The sequence below is a fragment of the Streptomyces sp. NPDC007095 genome, assembly GCF_040634475.1.
GTDB lineage: Bacteria > Actinomycetota > Actinomycetes > Streptomycetales > Streptomycetaceae > Streptomyces.
Genome location: NZ_JBEYFS010000006.1, coordinates 40,658 through 61,382, shown reverse-complemented (window position 1 = coordinate 61,382; position 20,725 = coordinate 40,658). Strand labels below are relative to the sequence as shown.

Annotated in this window: 17 protein-coding genes and 3 pseudogenes; 4 read left to right on the top strand and 16 right to left on the bottom strand. The window is 69.7% G+C overall.

Translation table 11 applies throughout. The features are described from left to right. Positions 1-18 precede the first annotated feature (18 nt). The 4 genes and pseudogenes from ABZ656_RS03700 to ABZ656_RS03685 form a co-directional block, all read right to left on the bottom strand. Positions 19-648: a DsbA family protein gene (locus tag ABZ656_RS03700; protein ID WP_101401583.1), complete on the bottom strand. Its 630-nt coding sequence runs from the start codon at positions 646-648 to the stop codon at positions 19-21. 55 nt (positions 649-703) lie between these two features. Continuing rightward, positions 704-1,315: a TIGR03086 family metal-binding protein gene (locus ABZ656_RS03695; RefSeq protein ID WP_360264108.1), complete on the bottom strand. Its 612-nt coding sequence runs from the start codon at positions 1,313-1,315 to the stop codon at positions 704-706. A 10-nt stretch (positions 1,316-1,325) separates the two neighbouring features. Continuing rightward, positions 1,326-1,538, bottom strand: a pseudogene (locus tag ABZ656_RS03690) (ketopantoate reductase family protein); the annotation flags it as partial. 44 nt (positions 1,539-1,582) lie between these two features. Next, positions 1,583-2,857 (bottom strand): annotated as a pseudogene (locus tag ABZ656_RS03685) (RNA-guided endonuclease TnpB family protein). A gap of 239 nt (positions 2,858-3,096) precedes the next feature. Between ABZ656_RS03685 and ABZ656_RS03680 the strand changes: the two are divergent. After that, complete coding sequence (locus tag ABZ656_RS03680) at positions 3,097-3,963, top strand: aldo/keto reductase (protein ID WP_101401582.1); 867 nt, start codon at positions 3,097-3,099, stop codon at positions 3,961-3,963. A 126-nt stretch (positions 3,964-4,089) separates the two neighbouring features. Here the strand turns inward: ABZ656_RS03680 and ABZ656_RS03675 are convergent. The 4 genes and pseudogenes from ABZ656_RS03675 to ABZ656_RS03660 all read right to left on the bottom strand — a co-directional run. Beyond that, a pseudogene (locus tag ABZ656_RS03675) lies at positions 4,090-4,419 on the bottom strand (transposase); the annotation flags it as partial. Further along, entirely contained in the window at positions 4,398-4,502 is a 105-nt protein-coding gene (locus ABZ656_RS03670; RefSeq protein WP_360264105.1) for a helix-turn-helix domain-containing protein, read from the bottom strand. The gene ABZ656_RS03670 and the pseudogene ABZ656_RS03675, both read right to left, overlap by 22 nt. A 235-nt stretch (positions 4,503-4,737) precedes the next feature. Further along, the gene (locus ABZ656_RS03665) at positions 4,738-5,115 is read right to left on the bottom strand and encodes a nuclear transport factor 2 family protein (RefSeq protein WP_101401579.1); all 378 of its coding nucleotides are present in this window, start codon (positions 5,113-5,115) and stop codon (positions 4,738-4,740) included. After that, positions 5,108-5,656 (bottom strand): DUF1697 domain-containing protein, encoded by a 549-nt coding sequence (locus tag ABZ656_RS03660; protein ID WP_360264102.1) that lies wholly within the window; start codon positions 5,654-5,656, stop codon positions 5,108-5,110. The genes ABZ656_RS03665 and ABZ656_RS03660 overlap by 8 nt, the downstream gene beginning before the upstream one ends. 275 nt (positions 5,657-5,931) lie before the next feature. Here ABZ656_RS03660 and ABZ656_RS03655 point away from each other — a divergent pair, with 275 nt between their 5' ends. Further along, positions 5,932-8,196 (top strand): MMPL family transporter, encoded by a 2,265-nt coding sequence (locus ABZ656_RS03655; RefSeq protein ID WP_101401577.1) that lies wholly within the window; start codon positions 5,932-5,934, stop codon positions 8,194-8,196. A gap of 196 nt (positions 8,197-8,392) precedes the next feature. On the opposite strand, the gene mgt is transcribed toward ABZ656_RS03655, so the two are convergent. From mgt to ABZ656_RS03635, 4 genes are all read right to left on the bottom strand, one after another. Further along, the gene (gene mgt / locus ABZ656_RS03650; protein WP_360264098.1) at positions 8,393-9,592 is read right to left on the bottom strand and encodes a macrolide-inactivating glycosyltransferase; all 1,200 of its coding nucleotides are present in this window, start codon (positions 9,590-9,592) and stop codon (positions 8,393-8,395) included. Positions 9,593-9,729: 137 nt separating this feature from the next. Beyond that, positions 9,730-10,986: a sugar ABC transporter substrate-binding protein gene (locus ABZ656_RS03645; protein WP_360264187.1), complete on the bottom strand. Its 1,257-nt coding sequence runs from the start codon at positions 10,984-10,986 to the stop codon at positions 9,730-9,732. A gap of 89 nt (positions 10,987-11,075) precedes the next feature. Next, positions 11,076-11,909 carry a carbohydrate ABC transporter permease gene (locus ABZ656_RS03640; protein ID WP_101401575.1) on the bottom strand — a complete coding sequence of 278 codons (834 nt, stop codon included), beginning with the start codon at positions 11,907-11,909 and terminating at the stop codon, positions 11,076-11,078. Then, positions 11,906-12,841 carry a sugar ABC transporter permease gene (locus ABZ656_RS03635; RefSeq protein WP_101401574.1) on the bottom strand — a complete coding sequence of 312 codons (936 nt, stop codon included), beginning with the start codon at positions 12,839-12,841 and terminating at the stop codon, positions 11,906-11,908. Before ABZ656_RS03635 ends, ABZ656_RS03640 begins: the two co-directional genes overlap by 4 nt. A 215-nt stretch (positions 12,842-13,056) precedes the next feature. Between ABZ656_RS03635 and ABZ656_RS03630 the strand changes: the two genes are divergently transcribed. Further along, complete coding sequence (locus ABZ656_RS03630) at positions 13,057-13,920, top strand: aminoglycoside phosphotransferase family protein (protein ID WP_101401573.1); 864 nt, start codon at positions 13,057-13,059, stop codon at positions 13,918-13,920. 27 nt (positions 13,921-13,947) lie between these two features. Here the strand turns inward: ABZ656_RS03630 and ABZ656_RS03625 are convergent, their stop codons facing one another. From ABZ656_RS03625 to ABZ656_RS03610, 4 genes are all read right to left on the bottom strand, one after another. Beyond that, positions 13,948-14,670: a 3'-5' exonuclease gene (locus ABZ656_RS03625; RefSeq protein WP_101401572.1), complete on the bottom strand. Its 723-nt coding sequence runs from the start codon at positions 14,668-14,670 to the stop codon at positions 13,948-13,950. Between the two features lie 130 nt (positions 14,671-14,800). Next, a complete protein-coding gene (locus ABZ656_RS03620; protein ID WP_101401571.1) occupies positions 14,801-16,039 on the bottom strand; it encodes an SAV2148 family HEPN domain-containing protein in 1,239 nt (412 codons plus the stop codon). 113 nt (positions 16,040-16,152) lie between these two features. Continuing rightward, positions 16,153-17,472, bottom strand: coding sequence for a copper amine oxidase (locus tag ABZ656_RS03615; RefSeq protein ID WP_101401570.1), 1,320 nt, complete (start codon positions 17,470-17,472; stop codon positions 16,153-16,155). A 96-nt stretch (positions 17,473-17,568) separates the two neighbouring features. Beyond that, a complete protein-coding gene (locus tag ABZ656_RS03610; RefSeq protein ID WP_101401569.1) occupies positions 17,569-18,384 on the bottom strand; it encodes a Tat pathway signal sequence domain protein in 816 nt (271 codons plus the stop codon). Positions 18,385-18,562: 178 nt separating this feature from the next. Here ABZ656_RS03610 and glgX point away from each other — a divergent pair, with 178 nt between their 5' ends. After that, positions 18,563-20,671, top strand: coding sequence for a glycogen debranching protein GlgX (gene glgX, locus ABZ656_RS03605; protein WP_101401568.1), 2,109 nt, complete (start codon positions 18,563-18,565; stop codon positions 20,669-20,671). Positions 20,672-20,725: the final 54 nt, after the last annotated feature.

Sequence of the window (20,725 nt, the reverse complement as noted above, 5' to 3'; positions counted from 1 at the left end):
CATATGCCAGACCACCGTTCAGTCGAAGGACAGTCCTCCCGTCCTCGTCCGCTTGAGCTCGAAGAAGTCCGGGTCGGCGGCGAGGACACGGAAGCTGTCGAAGAGCTCCGCCGCGCGCTCGCCCCGTGGAACGGCCCGCAGGACGGGGCCGAACCACACCGTTCCGTCGACGTGGAGGGTGGGGGTCCCCACATAGCCGTCCGAGCCGGGCTCCCGCCCCGCCTCGTGACTGCGGCGTACCGCCTCGTCGTACGCGCGGTCGTGGGCCGCGGCGGCCAACTCGGCCGGGAGCCCCAGTTCGGCGAGGGAGTCGGCGACCACGGCGTCGAAGTCCTCGACCCCTCGGTCGTGGATGCGGGTGCCGAAGGCGGTGTAGAGGTCGCGCAGCACCTTCTCGCCGTGTTGTCCGGCGGCGGCCACCGCGACCCGCACGGGACCGACGGACTTGTCGACCAACTCCCGGTACCAGCCAGGGAGTTCATTACCCAGGTTGTGCAGGTGGAGGCTCATCACACGGAAGCGGAGGTCGAGCGGGCGGGCACGCTCGACCTCCAGCATCCAGCGTGAGGTGATCCAGGCGAAGGGGCAGGCCGGGTCGAAGTAGAAGTCGACGCGGGTGGGCGAGTCGTCCGTCCTCGGGTTCGTCATACCGTCGAGGCTAGCCAGCCAATGGCACAGCGACACGATCCAATTCCGCTCTGAATTACTGGTCCAATGCGGTGTGGGCCAGGTGCGGATTCCGGCCGCTGTGGGCGAGGGCGCGCTCGAAGACGGGTGCCTCGTCGGACACCGGTACCGGGTCGGCGAAGCCGTCGTACTGACGGTAGAGCTCGGCGTGCGTGTCGACGACGTCCAGGACGAACCTGGCCGCGCCGTCCGAGATCCGGAACTCCTGGCCGGTGGCCGTCGCGACGTCCCAGCCGTGCACCGCCATCTCCTTGACGATCATCGAGGCGATGTCGGCGGCGGGCATCTTCGCCGTCCCGAGCTCGACCTCGCCCTCCCACACCTCGGGGTCGTCCCAGGCGGCCACGGCACGGTCGAGCTGCTCGGCGTACGCCCGCGCCCAGCCGGGATCCGCCGTGAAGTCACGGCCGGTCAGCTCCTCGGAGAGCTGCTTGCGCAGCGCACGGCGCTCCAGGCCGTGCGAGGTGTAGAGGACCCAGTGGTTCACCAGGGCGCGCAGGTCCCAGTCCGGGCAGTGCGTGGGACCGGGCTGCGCCAGTTGCGCCACCGTGACACCGCCGGCCACGCGGGCCGCCTCGGCGGCGCATTCCACCATGTACGGATGCACGTTCTTGTACGGATTGCTCATGCCCTCCACGCTAGGGACGCGGCGCGCGCTCCTCTTGAACAAACGCGACAGCCTCGTCGGCCAGGCGTACGAGTTCCGCGACCGGCAGCGACCCCGCAGCCCTGCGCTCGCGCGCGAAGGTGTTCGCGAGCCGCTGGAGCAGCTCGTCGAGCGGGGTCGGCACACCGTGCAGCCGGCCGAGGAGGACGATCTCGCCGTTGAGGTAGTCGGCCTCGATGGTGCCATCGACCGCTCCCGCTCCGATGATGATTTGACCTGCTCCTCGGGCTAAAGCCCAAGGATTCCGGCCTTCCGGTCCGGTGCCGTGCCACATAGCGGCACGGCACCGGACCGGATTCCGTGGCTTCCTGCTTCTTCGCGCTGCGCCGGAACCTTAGGTTCTGGTCTTACCTGCGCTCGACAGGCTGTCACCGCCAGTCCGGCGGCCTGTTTGACGTTCTTGGCGGCGTTGTGGTCCCGGTCGTGCCGGGCACCGCAGTACGTGCAGGTCCACTCCCGTACGTGCAGAGGTTTGGGCCCGTCCTTGATGCCGCAGACCGAGCACACCTGACTGGTCGGCTCGAACCGGCCGACCTTCACAAACGCGCGCCCGTACCGTTGCGCCTTGTACTCCAGCATCGCCAGGAAAGACGCCCATCCGGCGTCATGGACGGACTTGCCGAGCCGGCTGCGCGCGAGCCCCTTGACCGCCAGGTCCTCCACCGCGACCGCTTGGTTCTCGCGGATCAACTGGGTGGAGAGCTGGTGGTGGAACTCCCGGCGGGCATCGACCACCTGCGCATGCGCGCGGGCGACTCGGAGGCGGGCCTTCTCCCGGTTCCTGCTGCCCTTCTGCTTGCGGGACAGCTCTTTCTGGGTCTTCTTCAACTTCTTCTCCGCCCGCCGCAGAAATCGCGGGCTGTCGGTCTTCGTCCCGTCGGACAAGACCGCAAAATGGGTCAGTCCCAGGTCGATCCTGACACTCGGCAGGTCATCGGCCCCGGGCATCCGCGCCAGATCTGCATTCGGGTCGGTCTCCACCACAAAGGAGGCGAAGAACCGCCCAGCCGCATCGCGGATCTACGTCACGCTCGAAGGAACGGACGGCAGAGTGCGGGACCATTCCACCCGCACCTCGCCGATCTTCGGCAGGAGCAGCCGCCCCGCCTCGGTGATCTTCCAGCGGGCATTGGCAGTGAACCGGATCGTCTGTCGGGCATCGCGCTTCGACTTGAAACGCGGCGCCCCCACCCGCGCCCCCTGCCGCGCGCCTTTGAGGGAGGAGAAGAAGTTGGTGTAAGCACGCTCGACATCCCGCAATGCCTGCTGCAACACCACCGCCGACACCTCGGACAGCCAAGCCCGCTCCGGCATGGTCTTCGCCCGGGTGATCAGCACCTTCGACAGTTCAGCCGCACCCGGGTACGCGGCGCCCTCCCGCCGGGCCCGCTCACGGGCGGCGACCGCGTCGTTGTACACCACCCGCGCACACCCGAACGCCCGCGCCAGTGCGACGCGCTGGCGCGGACCCGGGTCGAGACGGAAGGCATACCGCAGCTGCATGATCCGGACGCTAACACCCACCACCGACACTCAGTACCCGATCGGTCGAATCCGGATCTTCCGCAACGATTCGGTAGCCTGGACGGAGCGCTCCCCCAACTCCACCGGGACACTTCCGCGGCGCTCCGCACCGCAATCACGTGATCCGCTTCACCACCCGCCTCAAGACCGGTGCGCTGCGGATGAATCCAGGTAACGCCTGAAACGAGCCTCGCACAGTCGCGTGTACCCTCCATGAAATGGTTCCGGGAAGATCTGCCACCGACTCCGCAGCAGGCTTCTCGCCGGACTTTGCACTCGGCGGGGAGCCGCCCGTGCGGCGGCTCGGCTACGGCACCGCCCAGTTGACCGGTCCCGGCTACTGGGGGCCGCGCGGGGACGCCCGGGACGCGGTGGCCGTGCTGCGGCGGGCCGTCGAGCGCGGGGTCACCCTCGTCGACACCGCCGACAACTACGGTCCCGCGATCGCCGAGGAGCTGGTCGCCGAAGCCCTGCACCCGTACACCGAGGACCTGTTGATCGCGACCAAGGGCGGCGTCGTGCGCACCAGTGACCGTGCCTGGCACGTCGCCGGGCGGCCCGAGCGGTTGCGGGCGATGTGCGAGGCGAGCCTGCGGCGGCTGCGGCTCGACACGATCGGCCTGTACCAGCTGCACCGGCTCGACCCGGCCGTACCGATGGCCGAACAGCTCGGCGCGCTCGACGAGTTGCGCGCAGAGGGCAAGATCCGGCACATCGGGCTCGACACGGTCACCCCCGAACAGCTGGCAGAGGCACTGGAGTTGACCGACATCGCCTCGGTCCAGAACCGATTCAACCTGCTCGACCGCGACTCGCAGCCGCTGCTGAAGCTGTGCGAGGCGCGCGGCATCGCCTTCCTGCCCTGGTTCCCGCTGGGCAACGGCTCCCTCACCGCCGACCCTGAGTGCGCCCGGATCGCCGCCGCGCACGGGGCGGCACCGGGGCAGATCGCCCTGGCCTGGCTGCTGCACCGCTCCCCGGTGCTCTGCCCGACCCCGGGCACGGGATCCCTCGCCCATCTGGAGGAGAACCTCGACGCGGGCGCGGTGCGGCTCACCGCCGAGGACATGGCGGCGCTGGGTTGACCCTGCCCCTGGGGCAAGGACGAGGGTTCCGGGCATGGACCAGTACGTCAACGACCCGAGAATGTATTCCCGGGCTTGCAGCTCGTGACCATCACTGGCGGTGATGGCGCCGGCCGCGTCCAGAACTCACGCGATGAGCGTGAGTTCAGGGGCCGCTGACTGGACCCCGCAGACCCACGCCATCCACCCGCGGTGGGCGATGTTGTGGGACGAGTTGTGGTCCGCGTGATCAACGAATCCGCAGGACCGGCAGGCGAACCGGGCTTGGGAGGGCCGGTTGCCGCGTTCGATGTGATGACATCGGGAGCATTCCTGGCTGGTGTACGCCGGATCGACGTACACCACCGGCACCCCGGCCCTCTTCGCCTTGTAGGCGATGAAGGCGCCGAGTTGCGCGAAGGTCCAGGAGTGGAGCGTGGTGCGTTGGGGCTTTCTCAGCCGAGCCCGCTCGCGAATGTGTTGCAGGCGGTCAGCGTCGCCTCAAGTGCCGCCGCCTGCTCGGGCGTCGGCAGCAGCTTGACCCGCACCACCAGCTTCATGACGCCGAACCTAACCCTCTGGGCGTACAGTCCGCCCTACCTCGCATATCCCCAACACGATCAAGCGACCGGTCGCACGCATGTACACCCCATGCTCCGTCTCCGGCTCCTCCGGCCAGCGACACGGGCGCTCCGCACCCGAAGAAGAAGCCGCTGCGACGCCTGTACCGGGACCCGAGGCTGACGGTCCCGGACGAGATCGTCTCGTACACCACCTATGGCGGCGTACGAAAGGTCACTCTGGGTCGGATCTGAACGGTGTGCCCTGGTGGAAGTACAGGCGCCAGCCGTCCTCCGTCCGCCGCCACAGCGAACTCCGGTGCACCTGACGGCCGTTGTCCTCCTCCGTGTCGAAGGTGAGGTGGACCAGGTCCGGTGCGAGCTGGACGCCCTTCATCCGCGAGGCGGTGAGGGGCCGCGACCCGGGCACGACCTTGCCGGTCAGTTCGGCGAGGACGGAGGCGCGGTCCCACAGCCGCCCGGAGCTGCCGAACTCGTAGAAGTCGGGGTGGAGCAGTGCTCCGAGCCGCTCCGGCGAGCGGCGGACCTCCGCGTCGAGCAGCCTCAGTTCGCCCACGATGGCGGCCTCCACGGCGGGGTTGTGCTCAGGCACCGGTCAGCTCCTCGAGTTTGACGACCGTGTTCCAGTTGCGGGTGGTGGCGGTGACGTCCTTGAGGAGCCGCGGCTTCGACAGGGCCTCGGCGAGCTTGGAGCGTCCCAGGCCGTCGGGGGCGTACAGATAGAGCGCCCGGTCGCCGAGGCGGAACTCCTCCGGCAGGAACACCGCCGGGTCGACCGAGGCGAAGCGCTCGGGGTCGACGGGGCCTGAGACGTAGGTGACGTGCAACTGCTTGGCCTCCAGTTCGGCGGCCGGGAACGGGCACGCCTCCCGTACGGCCCTCAGATAGGCGTGGTCGCGGACCAGTACACCGACGCCGAAGCCGAAGTGCTTCTCTATGACCTCGGCCAACTCGGCCGCCAGGGAGTCCTCGTCCCCCCGGTCGGTGGAGAAGACGGCGTTGCCGCTCTGGAGATACGTCTGTACGTCGCCGTGGCCGAGTCCCTCGATCAGTGTGCGGAGCTCGGCCATCGGCACCTTCTTGTTGCCGCCCACGTTGATCCCGCGCAGCAGTGCCGCGTACGTCGTCGTCATCCGCACACCATAGGACGGCCCTCGGGCCCAGGCGGATCAACACCCGCACCCGGTCCCGATCGGCGGCCGCACCCTGATCCGGATCCCCGAGAGGCCCGGATAGGTGTAAGGGGCCCCTGTCCTCCCCAGTGCGGAGGCGACGGGGTCCGCGGGGAGGAGCCGGGGGTCCCGGGGTTCACCGGGCAGCACGAGGAGACGTTCTTATCCGGCCCCTACCTTCATAAGCAGAGGTGACGGCAGGGGGCTGTCACCGTGCACAAGGGGGCTGGCCCGTCATGGGGAACGGAGACATACGGGTGCGGGGCATCGCCGCGCGGGCAGGCGGCTGGAGCGCCCGGCACCGATGGGCCGCCGTGGGAATCTGGGTGCTGTTCGTCGTCCTGGCGATCGGGCTCGGCTCGGCGGCGGGCCGCGTCGACGTCAAGGAGAGCGATCAGCTCAAGGGCGAGACGCACACCGCCGCGAAGATCATCGAGGACTCGGGGATCAAGGCCCCGGCCGGTGAGAGCGTCCTGATCCAGGGGAAGGACGCGAGCGTCAAGGCGACGGACGCCGACTTCCGCGCCGCCGTCACCGCCGTCGTCAAGGCCGTCGAGGGGACCGGCAAGGTCACGGACGTGACCTCCCCGTACGACACGAAGACGATCTCCAGGGACGGGCGCAGCGCGCTCGTACAGTTCGACATGCGGGGCGACGCGGACACCGCGGGCGACCGCGTCGAGCCGGTGCTGAACGCCGTCAAGGGCGTCCAGAAGGACCACGCGGGGCTGCGGATCGAGGAGATCGGCGGCGCCAGCATGCAGAAGACCTTCTCCGACGCGTTCGGCGACGACTTCAAGAAGGCCGAGTACTCCGCGGTGCCGGTGGCCCTCGGCATTCTGCTGATCGCCTTCGGCGCCCTGGTGGCGGCGCTGCTCCCGGTGGCGCTCGCGCTCACCGCGATCATGGCGACGATGGGCCTGATGGGCATCGTCAGCCACCTCCAGCCGATGAGCGACACCGCCAACTCCGTGATGCTCCTGGTGGGTCTGGCCGTCGGTGTCGACTACTGCCTGTTCTATCTGCGCCGTGAGCGCGAGGAGCGCGAGGCCGGCCGGGACGCCGGTGCCGCGCTGCGGATCGCCGCCGCCACCAGTGGCCGCGCCATCGTCGTCTCCGGCGTCACGGTGTGCGTGGCGATGGCCGGCATGCTCTTCACCGGGCTCGCCGGGTTCGAGGCGATGGGGCTGGCCTCGCTGATGGTCGTGGCGGTCGCCATGGTCGGCTCGGTCACCGTGCTGCCCGCGCTGCTCTCGCTGCTCGGCGAGCGGGTCGAGAAGGGCCGCCTGCCGTTCCTGCACCCGGACAAGCGGCGTGCCAGGGGCAAGCGCGTCCGGTCCGCCGAGGAGGGCAGCCGGTTCTGGAGCGCGGTGCTGCGGGTCGTGCTCGCCAAGCCCGCCGTCTCGCTGGTCGTCGCGGCCGGTGCGCTGCTGGCCATCGCCGCTCCCGCCCTCGGCATGAAGACGCAACAGCTGACGCTGGACAAGGAGTTCGGCAACTCGCTGCCGATCGTGGGGACGTACAACCGGGTCAACAGCGCCTTCCCGGGCGGCTCCGAGCCGGCCGAGGTGGTCGTCAAGGCGCACGACATCAACGCCGCCGACGTGAAGTCCGCGCTCGCCGACTTCCGTACGCAGGCGATCAGTTCGGGCGCCTCGCGCGGCCCGGTCGACATCAAGGTGCACGCGGCGCAGAACGTCGCCTTCGTGTACGTGCCCCTCGTGGGCGGCTCCGACCAGGACAAGGCGGAGAAGAGCCTTCAGCTGCTGCGCGACAAGGTGCGGCCCGACACGCTCGGCAAGGTCGACGGCGTCCAGGCGCCGATCACCGGACAGGTCGCCGAATCGCACGACTTCAGCGCCCAGTTGCTGGGCTCGGTGGCCCCGGTCTTCGCGTTCGTGATCGTCTTCGCCTTCCTGCTGATGCTGCTCTCCTTCCGCTCGCTGACGATCGCGATCACCTCGATCGTGCTCAACCTCCTGTCGGTCGCGGCGGCCTACGGCATCCTGGTCGCCGTCTTCCAACACGGCTGGGGCGCCTCGCTGGTCGGCGCGGAGGGCGTGGGCGCCATCATCACCTGGCTGCCGCTGTTCCTCTTCGTGATCCTCTTCGGGCTCTCGATGGACTACCACGTGTTCGTGGTCTCGCGGATCCGTGAGGCGCGGCTGCGGGGCCGGGACACCAAGGACGCGATCCGGCACGGGGTGGTCACGACGGCCGGTGTCGTCACCAGCGCCGCCGTCATCATGGTCGCCGTCTTCGCGATCTTCGGGACGCTGTCCATGCAGTCCATGAAGCAGATGGGTGTGGGCCTGGCGGCCGCGGTGCTCATCGACGCGACGATCATCCGCGGGGTGCTGCTGCCGGCCGTGATGGCGCTGCTCGGCGAGCGCAACTGGTATCTGCCGAAGTGGCTGAACCGGCTGCCGGACCTCACCCACGACGAGTCGTCCGAGGCCGTACTCCCGCCGGCCCGAGAGGGCGAGCGGGCCGGCGTCTGACCCCGTAACTGCCCCGGCATCAGGGCCTGTCGGTTCCCCAGGGAACCGACAGGCCCTTTGCCCACGCGCCGTCCTGCTCACGCGCCGGTCTTGTCCACGCGCCCGGCTTGTCCAGGCGCCCGTATTATCCAGGCGCCCAACTTGCCTACGGGCCCCTCTTGCCTACGGGCCCCTCTTGCCTACGGGCCCATCGTGCCTACGCTCCCGCCGGCAGCTCGGCCTCGATGAGGTCGGCCGCCCGTCGGGTGCCGCCCTCTCCCGCCATCTCCTCCCGGATCACCGCCAGGCGGCGGGCCACCTCGGGATCCCCGACCAGGGCGAGGACGGCCTCCCGCAGGGTCTCGGCCGTGACCTCCGTCACCGGAAGATGGCGGGCCACGCCCAGCGCCTGCAGCATGTCGGCGTTGCCGAACTGGTCGACGGCCTGCGGTACGGCGACCATCGGGGTGCCGGTGGCCAGCCCCTCCTGGCTGCCGCCCGCACCGGCGTGCGTGATGAACGCGTCGGCCTGGCGGAGGATCGCGAGCTGGGGCACCCACGGGTGGACCTCCACATTGCCGGGCACCTCCCCCAGCTCAGCGGGATCGACGAAGCTGCCGATCTGCAGCACGACGTGCCAGCCCGGCAGCGCGCCGAAGGCCTCGACGCACGTGCGGTAGAAAGCGGGCTGCTTGGTGAAGGTGGAGCCCAGCGACACGAGCAGCACCTTCTCGGCGTCCGCGGGCCGCCGCCAGTCCCCCTGCGCGGCACGGTCGCCCTGACAGGCGCCGACGAAGGTGTACCGCTTCTGGTCGACGCGGTCGGCGTTCGGCTGGAGGGTCTTGGGGATGAGGACGAGGCACCGGTCGGGGCGGCCCATGAAGTCCTCGACGCTCAGGTCCATGCCGTTCTCCGCGATCCAGCGCGCGAAGGTGTTGTAGAACGCCTTGCCGCGCGGGGTCCGCTTGAGCGGCTCGAACAGCGGCTTCCCGACCTCCTCGTCATACCCCTCCCAGGCGACGAGGTTCGGGGAGAGCTGCACGATCGGGACGCCCCAGCGGTGGGCGAGCACCCGGGCCGGGTAGGCGGTGATGTCGTACAGCACAAGGTCCGGTTCGTCACCCTCGTAGGCCGCCGCGAGCTGCGGCTCGGCCTGCAGCGCGTCGGTCAGGAACGGTTCGATGTTGTCGATCAGCTCGGTCCCCCATGCCTCCGGTTCGTCGTCCGTGGGCAGGGTCGAGTGCCAGAGCCTCGGCTCGGCCCCCATCTCGGCGACCTTCTCGGCGAAGGCGGGCGGAATCGCGTACGTCACGCGGTGACCGCGCGCCACGAGCTCGCGGATCACCTCGATGCTCGGGTTCACGTGCCCATGGGCGGCGATGGAGAACACGGCGATGTGGGCGGGGCGGATGGTCATGCTACGACCTTAGGCGAGACGAGACGTCTCGTTCAACTCGTTTCCATTCGCGACGGCGGCCACCGCCGTTCCGTTCGCGACGGCGGCCACCGCCGCCTCGGTACCGGCCCTGACCATTCGCCTCAGACCCTGCCCAGTCACCTCTGGTAGCGGGCCAGCACCAGGTTCCCGTCCCTCACCAGCCGCTTTCTCAGCTCGGCGAGCCCGATCGCCCCGCTGTAGTACTCCTGGAACGCGGGGGTCGCCACCTTGTCCTTCCACTCGGGATAGCCGCGCACGGACTGCGCGGGGGCCGGGCGGAGGTGGGCTGCGAGGGCGGCGCCGGTCGCCCAGCCGTCCTTGGCGGTGTGCAGGGCGGGGTCCTTGAGTGCCTCGGTCCCGGTGGGCAGCATCCAGTCCCCGAGGGCGAGGCGGACCATGTTCTGCGGCCGGAGCAGGAAGTCGATGAACGCGGCGGCCTCCTTCTTGTGCGGGCTGTCGGCGGCGATGGACAGGGTCTGCGGGCTGACGCCCTGGGTGAGCCCGTCCGCGCCGGCCGGGGCGGGCAGCACCTGCCAGTCGAAGCCCTTCGGCGCCTGCTGCGCGATCTGCTGGCGGTAGGAGAACCCGAGCGGCACCATCGCGTACTTCCCCCCGAAGAAGCCGGGCAGTGTGTCGGAGCCGCCCATGCCGAGCGTGGCGCCGGCGGCGCTCCGGTCCGTGTTCACCTCGTCGTGCACGGTCCTCGCCACCACCGCGTCGGCCGCGTCGAAGCGGACGGTCACCTTGCCGTCGGCGCCCCGCTGGAACAGCTGTCCGCCGCTGGAGAGGGAGAGGTTGAGCGTCGCCGAGACGGGTTCCTTCAGCGGCCAGGCGACGCCGTACCTGCCCTTGCCGCTCAGCCGCTTCGCGATCACCCGGAACTCGTCCCAGGTCCAGGGCCGTTCGGGCGTGGGAATGCGGACGCCGGACGCCTTCAGCCATCCAGCGTTGGCGATCAGCACCCGCGGCTCCTGGAGGAAGGGCACGCCATAGACCCCGTCGCCGAAAGTCGCGGTATCCCAACTGCGCTGCGGGATCTCGGACTTGAGCCGCGCGGGCAGCAGCGTGCGCAGATCGGCGAGATAGCCGCCGTAGGCGAAGTCCGCCAGGTCGTCCGAGGCGTCGTGGATGATGTCCGGCGCCTCACCGCCCTCGAAGGAGGTGAGCAGCTGGTCGTGGACGCTGTCCCAACTGCCCTGGACGTACTCGACCTTGACGCCCGGATGAGTGGCGTTCCACTCCTTCACCAGCGCCTTGTTCGCGGCGACGGACTCCTGCTGCCAGGCCAGGGACTGGAAGCGCAGGGTGATCCGGCCGTCCCGCGATCCACCGCCGCCGGAGCAGCCGGCGACCAGCAGGAACAGCAGACCCATGACCAGCGCGACGCATCCTCTCGCGCGCGCCGGCTTCCCGCGCGCGAGCCTCCCGTCCATCGGCTTCCCGCGCATCGGCTTCCCGCGCATCAGCTCTTCACCGCCCCGGCGAGCATGCCGCCCGTGATCCGTTTCTGGATGATCGCGAAGACGACCAGGGACGGCAGGGTCGCGAGGGTCGCCGCCGCGGCGAGCGGGCCGAGGTCCGCGACCCCCTCCGCCCCGATGAAGTGGGTGAGGACGACCGGGAGGGTCTGTTTCTCCGGCGTCTTGAGCAGCACGAGCGCGAAGAAGAACTCGTTCCACGCGCTGATGAACGCGAACAGCGCCGTCGCCACGATGCCGGGCGCGAGCAGCGGAGCGGTGACGGAGACGAGCGTCCGTACCCTTCCCGCCCCGTCGACCGCCGCTGCCTCCTCCAGCTCGGCGGGCACCGCCCGTACGTACCCCACCAGCATCCACAGCGCGAACGGCAGCGCCCACACCACGTACACCATGATCAGCCCGGGCAGTGAGTCGATCAGCCGCAGGTTCTTCAGGACCAGGAACAGCGGGATGATCACGAGCACGAAAGGGAACGCCTGGCTGACCACGACCCATCCCGTGGCGGCCTTCGCGAGCAGGGTGCGGTGGCGCGCCATGACGTAGGCCATGGGGGTCGCGATCAGTACGGCGACAACAGCCGCGCCGAGGGCCGCGAGCAGGGAGTTGAGCGCGGCGTGCAGCAGCGGCTGCTCGTCGAAGGCCTGGCGGAAGTTGGCGAGGGTGGGGCTCCGGGGGATCCAGGTGGGGTGGAGGCCGGCCAGCTCGCGGGCCGGCTTGAACGCGGTGGAGAGCAGCCACAGGAAGGGGAAGGCGAGGAAGACGAGATAGGCGAGCAGGGCGAGGTACTGGCCCGCGCGGGCCCCTTTGCGGGTCTTCACGCGTCCTCGTCTCCCTTCAGCCGGCCTGCCAGCCGGATCGCGAGCAGCACCGAGATCACCGCGACCATCACGCACCCCATGGCCGCCGCGTAGCCGAACTGCCCGTAGCGGAAGGCCTCTTCGTAGGCGAAGAGCATGGGGAGCCGGGTCCGGCCACCGGGTCCGCCGTTGGTCAGCACATAGACCAGGGCGAAGGAATTGAAGTTCCAGATGAAGTTCAGCGCCGTGATGGCGAGGGCGACCGGTCTCAGGGCGGGCCAGGTGACGGTCAGGAAGCGGCGCCAGGCGCCCGCGCCGTCCATCGCGGCCGCCTCGTGGAGCTCGCGCGAGGTGTTCTGCAGCCCTGCCAGCAGCGCGACCGTGGTCTGCGGCATGCCCGCCCAGACGCCGACGACGATCACCGCGGGCAGGGCGGTGCCGAGACCGCTCAGCCAGTCGTGGCCGTCACCGAGGCCGAGGTCGCGCAGGGTCTCGTTGAGGATGCCCGCGTCGGGGTTGTAGACGAGCCGCCACATGATGCCGACGACGACCTCGGGCATGGCCCAGGGAATGATCGCGAGGGCGCGGGCGAGCGGACGGAAGCGGAGGTCCTGGTCGAGGAGAAGCGCGAGGCCCAGGGCGAGGAGGAACTGCGGCACGGTCACCCCGACCGCCCACAGCAGTCCAATCCGGAACGAGTCCCAGAACAGGGTGTCGTGCAGCAGGTCCTGGAAGTTGAGCGCCCCGATCCATCGTGTGGACGCGGTCCGGCCCGACTGCGCGTCGGTGAACGCCAGCCCGATCCCGTAGAGCAGCGGTCCGACGCTGAGCACCAGGATCGGGATCAGCGCGGGCAACACCAGGAACCAGGCCCCGTGATCGACGGGGCGCCGTCTCCCGCCCGCGTCGGGCGTGCGCGTCGCCGGCCGCCTGGTCGCGCTCGCCAATGTCATGGAATCGGCTCCTTCGCGCGACTCGTGGCGGTCTGGCCGACCCGGCGGCCCCCGTCATGGTCCTGAGGGAGATGGAGGTCGTCAAGACACCTCGCACGCGTTCCGACCTGTGCGAATGCGACACTGGCCGACGGATGGCGGGAACGTGACGCCTTACCCGAAGGTCGTACACGAGGGTCGTACACGGGCTGTGCGCGAGGACACGGAGGCGAAGGATGGACGAGGCACGGGCGCGGGAGGTACTGGCCGCGGCGAAGGTGCTGCCCGGGCAGGCGCGGGACGCGACGCTCCTCGCCCTGGGCGAGAACGCGGTGTTGGCCGCCGGTGACCTGGTGGTCAAGGTGGGACGCGATCCCGAGCTCCTCGACCGCGCCCGGCGGGAACTGGACATCGCGGTCTGGCTCGCCGAGGCGGGCGTCCCCGCGGTGCGGGCGGCCGAGAGCGAGGCTCTGCTGGTGGACGGTCACCCGGTGACGGTGTGGCACCGGCTGCCCGATCCCGTACGCCCCGCCGAGCCACGCGATTTGGCCGAACTGCTACGGGTGGTGCACGCACTTCCCTCCCCCTCCTTCCCTCTGCCGCCCCGCGAGCTGCTGGGCGGGGTGGAACGCTGGCTGCGGCTCGCGGGCGAGGCGATCGACCCGGCGGACGCGGCGTACCTGCGGGCGCGGCGCGACGGCTTCGCGGACGCCGCGGCCGCGCTCACCCCGCACCTGGCGCCGGGCCCGATCCACGGCGACGCGCTGCCCCGCAATGTGCACGTGGGTCCCGACGGCCCGGTCCTGGTCGACCTGGAGACCTTCTCCGCCGATCTGCGCGAGCACGACCTGGTGGTCATGGCGCTCTCCCGCGACCGCTACGGCCTGCCCGCCGAGGCGTACGACTCCTTCACCGAGGTCTACGGCTGGGATGTGCGCGCGTGGGAGGGCTGCTCCGTGCTCCGGGGCGCCCGCGAGACCGCCAGCTGCGCCTGGGTCGCCCAGCACGCGCCGAGCAACCCGAAGGCCCGGGCCGAGTTCGAGCGACGGGTGGCGTCGCTGCGGGACGGGGACGAGACCGTGCGCTGGTACCCCTTCTGACCCGCGGGCCTGTCCGCCCGAGAGGCCCTAGACCTTCTGGTCCGCCAGGTCCCTCATCGGCCATGTCCCGTCGACCACCGCGTCCGTCTCTCCCTTGCGGCGCAGGAAGCTCTGGAAGTCGGCCGCCCACTCGGCGTACCACTCGATCTGGCGGCGGTGCAGCTCCGCCGGGCCGAGGGCCGCGACCTTCGGGTGGCGGTCGGCTATCGCGCGGGCGAGCCGGGCCGCGGCGAGGGCGTCGGCCGAGGCGTCGTGGGCGGAGTCCAGCGACACGCCGTACTCGGTGCAGACGGCTTCGAGGTTGCGCTTGCCGCGGCGGTAGCGGTCGACGGAGCGGTCGATCGTGTACGGGTCGACGACCGGTGCGGGGTCGGTCCCGCCGAGCCGCTCGCGCAGCGACGGCAGCCCGTACCTGCGCAGTTCGGCGGAGAGCAGGGTCAGGTCGAAGGCCGCGTTGTACGCCACGACCGGGACGCCGCTCTTCCAGTACCCGGTGAGGACGCCGGCGATCGCGTCGGCGACCTGGTCGGCGGGGCTGCCCTCCGCGGCCGCCCGCTCGTTCGAAATCCCGTGCACCGCCACCGCGTCCGCCGGAATCTCCACGCCAGGATCGGCCAGCCACTCACGGCGCCCTATCGGCTCTCCGTCCTTGACCTCGATCACGGCACCCGTGACGATGCGCGCCTCGCGCGGATCGGTCCCGGTCGTCTCCAGGTCGAAGCCGATCAGCAGCTCCCGGTGCCAGCCCATGGGCGGCCCCCCTTCTTCGTGGTGCTTTCCCCCAGTGGTCTCCACGATCGCACGAGCCACTGACAGTCCGAGGACCGCGTTCCGCTTCCCGCGCCGGACACCACGTCACGACCCCGTTCGGGGCGACACTTCAGGACACCGGCCGCGAATCCGCCCAAGCCACCTCGAACTCCTCACGATATGTGGGGAAAAGGCCCTCTTCGCCGATCTCGTCCGGTTTGACCACCCGGCCGCCGCCGCGCAGCACCAGCACCGGTGCCTCCATACCGCGGGCGCGGCGCAGATACGACTGCACGATCGCGATGCCGTCGGAGCCATCCCCGTCGACGAGGTACGCCGTGAAGCGCGGCGTCTCGTCGTACACCTGGATCTCGAACGCGCCGGGGTCGCGCAGCCGGGCCCGCACCCGCCGCATGTGCAGAATGTTCATCTCCACAGCCCGGCTCAACTCGCCCCGCTTGAGGCCGAGCTCGCGCTCGCGCCGCTTGACGGCGCTGGACGCCGGGTTCAGGAAGAGCAGCCGCACCCGGCAGCCCGACTCGGCGAGGCGTACGAGCCGCCGCCCGGAGAAGTTCTGCACCAGCAGGTTCAGACCGATACCGATGGCGTCGAGGCGGCGGGCGCCGCCGAAGAGGTCCTCGGCCGGGAACTGGCGCAGCAGCCGCACCCGGTCGGAGTGCACGCCGACCACGTCCGCGTACCGGTCGCCGACCAGGTCCTCGACGGCGTCGACGGGCAGCCGGCGCGCGGAGGGCACGTCGCTGCCGGCGCCGAGGATCTCCAGGAGCTTCGCCGCGGCGCGCTCGGCCTGCCCGAGGACCGCCTCGGACAGAGCCCGGTTGCGGGAGACCACGTTCCGGGTGACTTCCAGTTCGTCCAGCGCGAGTTCGACGTCCCGGCGCTCGTCGAAGTAGGGCTCGAAGCACGGCCAGTGCTGCACCATGAGCTCGCGCAGCTGCGGCAGGGTGAGGAAGCTGAGCACGTTGTCGTCGGCCGGGTCGAGCAAGTAGCCCTTGCGGCGGCTGACCTCGCGTACGGCGACCGCGCGCTGCACCCACTCCTGCCCGGCAGGTCCGGCGGCGGCGACCACCCATTCGTCGCCGTGGACGGGTTCGTAGATGGGACGCAGAACAGCGGCCACGACCGCGCGCAGCCGCTGTTCGACCAGGTTCAGCCAGATGTAGGCACGACCGGCTCGCTGGGCGCGCGTACGCACCTCACGCCAGGCGTCGGCGCCCCAGTCCAGTTCCGGTCCAATGGATCCCATCTCCATCGGCCGTGCCAGGGACACCGCGCCGGGTGGGACATCTGTGGAGTTCCCCTCGTGACCCTCGTCACCAGGAGGCAACTCCAGCCCTCCCGAGCCCACCCGCGCACCGCCTTCCGCTCCCCCGAGCTCTTCCGTGGGTCAGCCCCACTCAACGATCAAGGAAGGGTACTCCGGGAGCGGCGGGCGGTGCAGCCCGATGGACAGGTCGTTTCTCAACTACCGTTTTCCACATGCCCGTTCTGATCGGCGAGCTCCGGCGGAGTGAGCGGATTCATAGCGGTGACGTCACGCGGAGCCAGGGAGAACCCCTGCCAGTGGACCGGCATGGGCTGCTGGTCCTCGTCACGCGCTATGTGGTGGAAGCCCACGTTGACCCACACGATGGGGTGGGTGAGCGTCTGTCCGTTGACGTACTTGTCGACGGACCTGCCCGCGCCGGCACCGCAGTTGAGCAGGTTGTTGGTGGCGAACTGCTCGCACTTCTTGTACTCGGTGAAGTACACGTCGTGCTGGGTGAAGGGGCGGCCGAGGTACTTGGTGGTGGCGCCCGGGACGATCTCGTAACTGCGGGCGTGGTCGTCCTTGTTCTTGCCGGTGTCGCTGACGACGCGCCACCAGCGCATGTTCTTGGCGTCGCCCGCGAGTTCCTTGGTGACCTTGGTGCGGGTGGTCTTGTTGGTCGGGCCCTCGTTGCCGTTGCGGGGCGGGCTGACCACGGAGTCGTACTGCTCGACCTTGTTCTTGGAGGAGCCGTCGAGGCCGAAGTCCAGCCGCCAGAAGACGTTGTGGCTGTGGCTGGTGGCGTAGGCCTTGGCGCCCTTGCCGATGGGCCAGCCACGGCCGTCGCCCGCGTCGTAGTCGCCGGGCGAGAGGCTGCCCGTGGCGCCGATGTTCATGTTGATGGTGCCGTCGTCCTGGAAGCGCCACTCGGTGATGTACTCGTACCAGCCGACCTTGTTGACGGTGTAGATCAGCAGGTCCTTGCCCTGGGTCTGGTAGACCTTGTTGCCCGTGTCGGCCTCCATGCGGTAGGCGTGGCCGCGCGAACGGGTGGTGGTGCACAGGCCGTTGACGTTCGGGTGCTGCGGGTCCCAAGCGCCCGGGATCTTCACCGTCTTGATGGTGCCGCCGGGGCACTCGCCGGGCGCCATCTTCATCAGACCCTGGCCGAAGCCGGCGCCCGTGAGGTCGTCGTACTCGGCCTTGCCGTCGTCGTAGGGGACGTGGATCTGGCCGAGCTTGGCACTGGTGAGGACCTTGATCGGCTGGGCCTCGCCCTTGGGCTGGTACGAGATGTTCTCCAGGACGAGCCCGGCCTCGCTCTCGTAGTGCCAGCACATACGCCAGGTGGTGCCGGTGGAGAGCTTCTGCTCGATCTTGTACGCCGTGCTGCAGCCGGGGGCCGCCGCGGGCGCGGCCTTGGGCTGGGCGACGGCCGGACCCGCGGCCGTCGTCGCGCCGACGGCGAGTGCGGCCACCGAGAGACCGACCGCCGTACGGCTGCGGGCACGGCTGATTCTGTTCACGCGCATGGCGAAGAGACTCCTTGCGAAAGCATGCGGAAGAAGGAGGTGCGTTGGGAAAGTGAACGGAGGCGGCTCAGCCGCCCGGAGCGCGTCGGTCGCGGCTCAGCCGAGCTTGCCGACCTTGCGGGCGCTCAGGTCGATCACCAGTTCACGGGCATCGATCCAGGACCCGTTCTTGACCTTCGGGAACAGCCTCACGCAGCGGTGCTCGCCGCACTTCGCGAGGAGCGCGGGCTGGGCGCCCGGGGTCGCCCGGTAGACCATGCTGTTCAGCGTCAGCTGGTCGGGCGAGGTGAGTTCCTTGCCGGTGGCGTCCTTGTAGTCGGCTCGCAGGCCCGCGCCGAGCGGGTCTGCGATCAGCAGTTTCGCGGCTTCGACCATCTCGTCGCGGCTGATGGGCGGCTGGACACCGTGCTGGGTGTCCGTCCGCTCGACCTTCCCGCTGTCGAGGTTGACCGTCTTGGTGACGAGCGAGTCGTCCTTGTAGTCGTAGAACGTGACATCCGCGCGGCGCGGCGCGTTCGGGTCGTCCAGTTCGTTCTCCTCCGGATCGGCGAGGTCGACCCCGATACGCTGCGGGCCGCGCTGCCCCTCGACGTTCTCGCCGGAGGTCGACAACTGCCGGTTCAGCGCGATCTGTTCGACCCGCTTGGTCTCGTCGTCGGTCAGCGGGTCACGGCCGGTGCCCTTGTCGCCCTCGGCCGGGGCCCGCTCGACGACACCGGGCTCGACGGCCGCCTGCCCCTGGTCCTGTCCCCCCTGCCGCGCGGCCTGGTTGCCGCCGCGCAGGCCGCCCGAGCTCTCATCGGCCCCCGCCGAGCCCGGAAGGGTGATCCCGACCATCACGGCCGTCCCGGCCACCGCGATGGCCGCACCCGCCACCACCTTTCCCAGATGGCGGTGCACTATCTTGCGCACATTTCCCCCTACTCCCTCTGTTTCTCCAGGAGTGATCTGAGCCCCACTGGTTCGGCATACGACGTATGCCTGGTCAGCGGGTAAGAGGGACATAAGTCATATGAGGTTCCCTCACTTTCGGGGAGACTCGACTCCGAGTTGCCCCCAGGGGCACGGCACTACTGGAAGAGTCGTATCCATGCAGGTCTGGCCTGGAGAGGCGTATCCACTCGGTGCCACGTACGACGGCGCCGGTACCAATTTCGCGGTCTTCTCGGAGGCCGCCGACCGGATCGAGCTGTGTCTGCTGCAGGACGACGGCTCGGAGACGGCGGTGGAACTGCGCGAGAGCGACGCGTTCGTACGGCACGCGTATCTGCCGGGGATCATGCCCGGGCAGCGGTACGGGTTCCGGGTGCACGGGCGGTACGCGCCCGAGCGCGGACAGCGCGTCAACTCCGCGAAACTGCTGCTCGATCCGTACGCGCGTGCGATCTGCGGCTCGGTCAAGTGGGGCGAGGAGGTGTACAGCTATCCGTTCGGGGCGCCCGACAAGCGCAACGACCTGGACTCCGCGCCGCACACCATGACCTCGGTCGTGGTCAACCCGTACTTCGACTGGGGCGACGACCGGCGCCCGCGCACCGAGTACCACCACACGGTGATCTACGAGGCCCACGTGAAGGGCCTGACGATGCAGCATCCGGCACTGCCCGAGGAACTGCGCGGCACCTACGCGGCGCTCGCCCACCCGGCGATCATCGAACACCTGACGGAGCTGGGTGTCACGGCGCTGGAGCTGATGCCCGTACACCAGTTCGTGAACGACCACCGGCTGGTGGAGATGGGCCTCGACAACTACTGGGGCTACAACACGATCGGCTTCTTCGCCCCGCACAACACCTACGCGTCCTGGGGCGACCGCGGCCAGCAGGTCCTGGAGTTCAAGTCGGCGGTCCGGGCGCTGCACGAGGCCGGGATCGAGGTCATCCTGGACGTGGTCTACAACCACACCGCCGAGGGCAACCATCTCGGCCCGACGCTGTCCTTCAGGGGCCTCGACAACGCCTCGTACTACCGCCTCGCGGACGACCCCCGCTACTACATGGACACCACGGGGACCGGCAACTCGCTCCTCATGCGCTCCCCGCACGTGCTCCAGCTGATCATGGACTCGCTGCGCTACTGGGTCACCGAGATGCACGTCGACGGCTTCCGCTTCGACCTCGCGGCCACGCTGGCCCGCCAGTTCCACGAGGTGGACCGGCTGTCGTCGTTCTTCGACCTGGTGCAGCAGGATCCGGTGGTCTCCCAGGTGAAGCTGATCGCCGAGCCCTGGGACGTCGGCGAGGGCGGCTACCAGGTGGGCAACTTCCCGCCGCTGTGGACCGAATGGAACGGCAAGTACCGCGACACCGTAAGGGACCTGTGGCGCGGCGAGCCGCGCACGCTGGCGGAGTTCGCCTCCCGTCTGACCGGCTCCTCCGACCTCTACCAGGACGACGGCCGGCGTCCGCTCGCCTCCATCAACTTCGTCACCTGCCACGACGGGTTCACGCTGAACGACCTCGTCTCCTACAACAACAAGCACAACCAGGCCAACGGCGAGGACAACCGCGACGGCGAGAGCCACAACCGGTCCTGGAACTGCGGCGCCGAGGGCGACACCGACGACGAGGCCGTACTCGCGCTGCGGGCCCGTCAGAAGCGCAACTTCATCGCGACGCTGATGCTCTCCCAGGGCGTGCCGATGCTCAGCCACGGCGACGAGTTCGCTCGCACCCAGAACGGCAACAACAACGCCTACTGCCAGGACAGCGAGCTGGCCTGGGTGCCGTGGCCCGAGGACGGCGGCGAGCTGCTGGACTTCACACGCGCGATGGTGTGGCTGCGCCGCGACCACCCGGTCTTCCGCCGGCGCCGGTTCTTCCACGGCCGTCCCGTCCAGGGCACCCACGACGAGCTGTCCGACATCGCCTGGTTCACCCCTGCGGGCACCGAGATGACCCAGCGCGACTGGGGGTCCACGCAGGCGCAGGCACTGTCGGTCTTCCTCAACGGCAACGCGATCTCCGAACCCGGACCGCGCGGTGAGCACATCGCCGACGACTCCTTCCTGCTGATGTTCAACGCCTCGCCCAAGTCCCTGGAGTTCGTGGTTCCCGTCAACCACGGGCGGCAGTGGCAGGTGGTCGTCGACACGGCCCTCCCGGACGGGGTGGCGGCGGGCACGGGTGCGAAGGTCCAGGCCGGTGACCGGCTGACCCTGCTCGACCGGAGCCTGACCGTGCTGCAACGGCCCGCGTAGCCGGTCATTCGGGCGTACGTCGATGACACGAAAGAGGGCGAGGCGGGTACGTAG